Origin of the sequence: Streptomyces sp. NP-1717, from assembly GCF_022695985.1 — a bacterium.
In the GTDB taxonomy this organism is placed as follows: Bacteria; Actinomycetota; Actinomycetes; order Streptomycetales; family Streptomycetaceae; genus Streptomyces.
Genome location: NZ_JAAPBF010000334.1, coordinates 1 through 5,543 on the forward strand (window position 1 = coordinate 1; position 5,543 = coordinate 5,543).

At 73.4% G+C, this 5,543-nt stretch carries 4 protein-coding genes; 1 reads left to right on the forward strand and 3 read right to left on the reverse strand.

Translation table 11 applies throughout. The features are described 5' to 3' along the window. Together GXP76_RS33660 and GXP76_RS33665 are read right to left on the reverse strand one after the other, a co-directional pair. Nucleotides 1-222: LacI family DNA-binding transcriptional regulator (locus GXP76_RS33660; RefSeq protein WP_242575418.1), on the reverse strand; the 222-nt coding region annotated here is incomplete at its 3' end. Between the two features lie 16 nt (nucleotides 223-238). Next, nucleotides 239-2,797 carry a glycoside hydrolase family 3 C-terminal domain-containing protein gene (locus GXP76_RS33665; protein WP_242575419.1) on the reverse strand — a complete coding sequence of 853 codons (2,559 nt, stop codon included), beginning with the start codon at nucleotides 2,795-2,797 and terminating at the stop codon, nucleotides 239-241. A 233-nt stretch (nucleotides 2,798-3,030) separates the two neighbouring features. Between GXP76_RS33665 and GXP76_RS33670 the strand changes: the two genes are divergently transcribed. Next, complete coding sequence (locus GXP76_RS33670) at nucleotides 3,031-4,317, forward strand: transglycosylase family protein (protein ID WP_242575420.1); 1,287 nt, start codon at nucleotides 3,031-3,033, stop codon at nucleotides 4,315-4,317. Here the strand turns inward: GXP76_RS33670 and GXP76_RS33675 are convergent. Next, nucleotides 4,198-5,367, reverse strand: coding sequence for a DMT family transporter (locus GXP76_RS33675; protein WP_242575421.1), 1,170 nt, complete (start codon nucleotides 5,365-5,367; stop codon nucleotides 4,198-4,200). The two genes, GXP76_RS33670 and GXP76_RS33675, sit on opposite strands and share 120 nt — an antisense overlap. Nucleotides 5,368-5,543 lie beyond the last annotated feature (176 nt).

Genomic DNA, 5,543 nt, shown 5'->3' on the forward strand with positions numbered 1-5,543 from the left:
CACCAGCGCGATCGAGTCGGCCTTGCGGGTGACGAGCGAGCGGGCGGCGCGGTTCGGGGTGTACCCGGTGACGGCCACCGCGTCCCGTACGGCCGCCTGGATCACCGGATCGACGTTGCGTACGCCGTTGATGACTCGTGAGACCGTCGCGCGCGAGACCCCGGCCGCCTTGGCGACATCCTCCAGCGTGGGCGCGCCGACCGCTCGTGAATCCTCCGTCATGAGCGCATTTATAGCATCAGCGGAGAGCGCTCTCCATCGACGACTCCGGCGTCAGCGGCCCCGGCCCCGGCACCGTGACCGTCGTGCGCAGCGGCAGCTCTCCCGCCGAGCGGCCCGCCAGGAGCGTGAACTCGCCCGGTTCCGACTCCCAGCGCCCGCTCTGCGCCGACCAGTGCGACAGGGCCCGCGCCGCGAGCCGTACGGTCGCCACGACCTCCTCGCCGGGGCCGGCCTCCACGGCGGCGTAACCCGCGAGCGCCCGCACCGGCCGGTCGACCGCCGTGTCCGCCCGTGCCACGTATACCTGGACGACCTCACGCCCCCTGCGCGGACCGGTGTTGCGCAGCCTTACGCGTACGTCGACCCCCGCCCCGGACCCGTCCGCCCCGTCCCCGCCCACGGCCGAAGGTGCCTGGATCCCCTCGTACGCCCACGTCGTGTAGCCGAGCCCGTGTCCGAACCAGTAAGCGGGCTCCGCCCCCGCGCGCAGCCACGCGCGGTGGCCGATGTGGATCCCCTCCTCATAAGGAAGGCGTCCGTCGCGCGGCCGGGTGTCGAGCACCGGTACGTCCTCCTGGGCCCGCGCCCACGTCGTCGGCAGCCGCCCGCCGGGCTCCGTACGCCCGAACAGCACGTCGGCCAGACCGTGTCCGGCCTCCTGCCCCGGGAACCAGGCGAGGAGCAGCGCGGGTACGTCGCGGTGCCAGGGCAGCGCGACCGGGCCGCCCGAGTTCACCAGCACCACCGTGCGCGGGTTGGCGCGGGCCACCGCCCGTACGAGCGCGTCCTGTCCGTCGGGCAGCGCCAGCGACTCGCGGTCGCGGCCCTCGGACTCGCTCTCCTCCGTCGTGCCCACCACGACCACCGCGACATCGGCGGCCCGCGCGGCTGCCACGGCGGCGGCGAGCGCCGCCGGCGCGTCACCCGGCGGCGGGGCGGCGCCCAGCAGCGTCGCCACGCCCGTCCCGGCGTCCAGCCGCCGCCGCGCGACCACCTCCGACTCGACGCCCTCGGTCAACTCGGCCCGTACGCACCGGTAGGGCGGGGAGACATGCACTCGGGTCGGGTCGTCGCTGTCGAGCGGGAACTCGCCGGACAGCAGGGTCCGGCCGTCCACGGACAGGGACATGAGGCCCCAGCCGCCCACTCCCAGTGTCCAACTCCCGCTCCGGGAGGGCCGGAACAGCGCGCGGATCTCCACGGTGACGGCGCCCGCGACGCGGGCCGGTTCCACGATGCGGCCCGACAGACGGTGTTCGGCGTGCAGTTCGACGCCGTCCGCGTCCAGCAGCCTCACGAGGACGCCCGGTTCGCCGTCGCGCGGATCACGTGTCCGGGCAGGGCCGAGCGGCCGTGGCCGGGTGTCCGGCGGCAGTCCGGGCGTGTACGTCACCTCGGCCCGGTCGCCGGCACCACCTTCCACAGTCACTTCGCGCAGCGCCGCCTCGATCCCCTCCAGCGGCGTGACGACGGAGGACGGGAACACCTCCGCGCTGCCGCCGCCCTGGATCCGTACGTCCGTGGCCTGCGGGCCGATGACCGCGACGCGGCGCGACCGCGCCGGATCCAGCGGCAGTACGCCCCCCTCGTTGCGCAGCAGGACCGTGCCGGCGGCGACGGCCCGCCGCAGCAGCGCCCGTTCGCCGGTGGGCGGGCTCAACGGCCGCCGGGCCGGGGCCGGTTCGCCGAGCGCCCCCACGCGCAGGGCGAGCCGCAGCAGCCGCCGTACCTTGTCGTCGATACGCGCCTCGTCGACGAGGCCCGCCGTCACGGCGGCGAGCAGCCCGGCGGCCCACGGGCTCTCGGGGCCCGGCATGGCGAGGTCCTGGCCCGAGCGCGCGCTGTCGAGCGGCGAGCGCACCGCCCCCCAGTCGGAGACGACGAGCCCGTCGAAGCCCCAGCCGCCCCGGACCGGCCCGTTCCCCCGGACCGGCCGGTCTCCCTTCAGCGGCCACTCCAGGAGCGGACTCGCCGACATGGTCACGCCGTTGACCTTGTTGTACGCGGACATCACCGCCCAGACACCGGCGTCCACCGCCGCCTCGAACGGCGCCAGATACAGCTCGCGCAGCGCCCGCTCGGTCACCCGCACATCGACGTGCAGCCGGTCGGTCTCCGCGTCGTTGGCCACGAAGTGTTTGGCCGTGGCCGCCACACCGCCCTCCTGTACGCCCTTGACGAATGCGACGCCCGTGCGCGCGGTCAGCAGCGGATCCTCGGAGAAGCACTCGAAGTGCCGCCCGCCGAGGGGCGACCGGTGCAGGTTGAGCGTCGGGGCGAGCAGCACCTGGACACCCTTGCGGCGCGCCTCGGCGGCCAGCAGCCCGCCGAGCTCGCGCACCAACTCCTCGTCCCAGGAGGCCGCGAGCGCGGTCGGCGAGGGCAGGACGAGGGAGGTCCGCCGCTCGTCCCACGTCTCGCCGCGTACTCCGGCCGGCCCGTCGGACATCGTGACAGGACGCAGCCCGACGGCCGGTTCGGCGTACGTACGCCAATTGCTGGCGCCCGTCAGCAGACGGACCTTCTGCCCGATGTCGAGCTTCTCCAGCAGTCGCCCGGTCTCGTCCTCGGCCATGCTGCCCCCTTCAATGCTGGTGGAGAGCGCTCTCCCGTAGGCTCGCCCCAGACTCTCCGGAGGGTGCGGGACCTGTCAATGCCGGCCTTTGGGCTGCGATGACGCACAACGGGCGCACAAGTGCCGTGCGGGCTACCGATGTGAGCCCTTGTCATTGCACATGCGACTGGCCTAAGTTGACCGATTGCGACGTGTCCCAGACGTCGCTACCAGCCAGTGGGGGAGCCGAGATCATGGCCGCAACCGGTCGGCACCGCAGATACCAGCCGAGCCGCATCAACCGTGCGTCGCTCACCGTCACGGCGGGCGGTGCGGGCATCGCCCTGCCACTCATCGGGGCCAGTACGGTGAACGCGGCCCCCGTGGACACATGGGAGAAGGTCGCCGCCTGCGAGTCCACGAACAACTGGCAGATCAACACCGGCAACGGCTACTACGGCGGGCTCCAGTTCAGCCAGTCCACCTGGGAGGCGTTCGGCGGCGGGCAGTACGCGCCGCGCGCCGATCTCGCCACCAAGGACCAGCAGATCGCCGTCGCCGAGAAGGTCCTCAAGGGCCAGGGGCCCCAGGCGTGGCCCCACTGCTCGGTCAAGGCCGGTCTCACCCGCGGCGGCGACGCCCCCGACGTCTCACCGGCGAAGGCCCGTGACACCCGGGACGCCGCGCCGGCGCGCAAGGCGAGCGACACGTCCAAGAGCGCCACCCGGAGCGATCCCAAGAAGGCCGCGTCACCCACGTCGGTGCCGACCGAGCGCGAGGGCTACACCGTGTCGGGCGGCGACTCGCTCTCCGGCATCGCCGCCGCCCAGGAGCTCCGGGGCGGCTGGCAGCGGCTGTACGAGGAGAACCGCAAGGTCATCGGCGGCGATCCCGACCTGATCTTCCCCGGCCAGAAGCTCGTCCTGCACGTACCGGCCCCGGCGAAGGACAAGCCGGCCGCCGAGGCGCCCGCTCCTCCCAAGGAGGAGACGAAGAAGCCCGTCGCGCGCAAGCCGCAACCGCAGCCTCCCAAGCAGGCCGAGAAGCCCAAGCCGAAGCCCCAGGCGGAGAAGCCGAAGGAACGGCCCGAGCAGCGGCAGGTCTCGAAGCCGAAGACGGCGGAGAAGCCCAAGCAGTCGTCGGGCTTCAGCGCGCCGGTCAGCGCCGGCACCGGCACCCCGTACCGCAAGGCCGGCTCCTGGGCGAGCGGCTATCACACCGGCGTCGACTTCCCCGTTCCCACCGGCACGTCCGTGAAGGCCGTGGCGGGCGGCACGGTCGTGTCCGCGGGCTGGGAGGGCAGCTACGGCTACCAGGTCGTCATCCGGCACGCGGACGGGAAGTACAGCCAGTACGCGCACCTGTCCGCGCTCAACGTGCGTGACGGCCAGAAGGTGAACCCGGGCCAGCGCATCGCGCGCTCAGGATCGACCGGAAACAGTACGGGACCGCATCTCCACTTCGAGATGCGTACGGGGCCCGGCTACGGCTCCGACATCGACCCCATCTCCTACCTGAGGGCGGGCGGCGTCCGCATCTGAGCGCACCGTCGCGTCCGGGCGAACGGTCCGCCGCACCGTGTGGCGCATCGCCTTGTGCTCCGGCTCGTGCGTCCCCTTGCGCGGGATCAGGTGCCAGGGCAGCCGGTGGTCCCGCGCGGCGTGGTGGTGCGCGGCCGTCGCCCCGGCGGCCCCGGGACCGGACGCCGCCACCCGCTCGGCGGGCTCGGCGCCGGCGGGCTCCTTGCCGAGGGCCGCGGCCGTCTGCGCGGCGAGCCGCTCCGTCGTCAGGAGAACCAGTCCGCCCGCGGTCACCGCACCGAACCCGAGGGCCAGCAGGGCGCCCGTCAGGCCGTACCGGAACCCCTCACCGAAGAGGGTGAGCCCGACGGCGGCGGCGACCACCGGATTCACGACCGTGACCGTCGCCAGCGGGGCCGCGAGCCCCGCACCTCGGTAGGAGGCCTGAGAGAGCAGCAGACCGGCCGCCGCGAGGCCGGCGATGACCAGCAGGCTCGGCACCTGACCGCTGAACGTGCCCTCGGTCCAGTTGACGGCGACGGTCTTGGTGAACACCGAGGCGATACCGAAGGCGACACCGGCCGACGCGGCCAGCAGCACACTGCGGACGGCCGGACGGCGCACGGCCTGCGCGATCAGGAACAGCAGCGCCACCACACCCACGGTCGCGCCCGCCACCACCATGCGCTCGCCCGGGCCCAGCGAGTGGGAGCCCGCGGAGCCGGTCAGCGCGAGCAGCCCGGCCAGGCCGAGCGTCGCCATCAGGGCGCCGCGCCACGCGGCGGCCCCCGCCTTGCGGCGGACGAAGACGGCCGCCATCGGCAGCGCGAAGACGATCGTCAGCGCGCCGAGGGGCTGGACCAGGCTCAGAGGGCCGTACGCGAGGGCGACGACGTGAAGCAGCGCACCGACTCCGTTCAACGCCACAGCGGCCCACCACACACCGTGGTGCAGGGGTGCGTAGGGCCGGGCGGGCGTGTCCGCCGCGACGCGCTCCTGAAGGATCGCCCCGGCCGCGTACGCGACCGCGGAGACCAGTGACAGCAGCACGGACAGCGCGAGTGCACTCATATATCCACGATCTCTCGCCTGGTGCGATTAGTCGTCGTCCTGAAGACGGCAATCCGACGTACTGCTGTAGTAGTACGCCGGGAGGGCCTCAGTCATTCCCGCGGTGGTGGCCCGGGCCCCTGGGTGGAGACCCCGGGTGGAAACCGGTGCCGCGATCCGGGCACCCGGCCCGACCA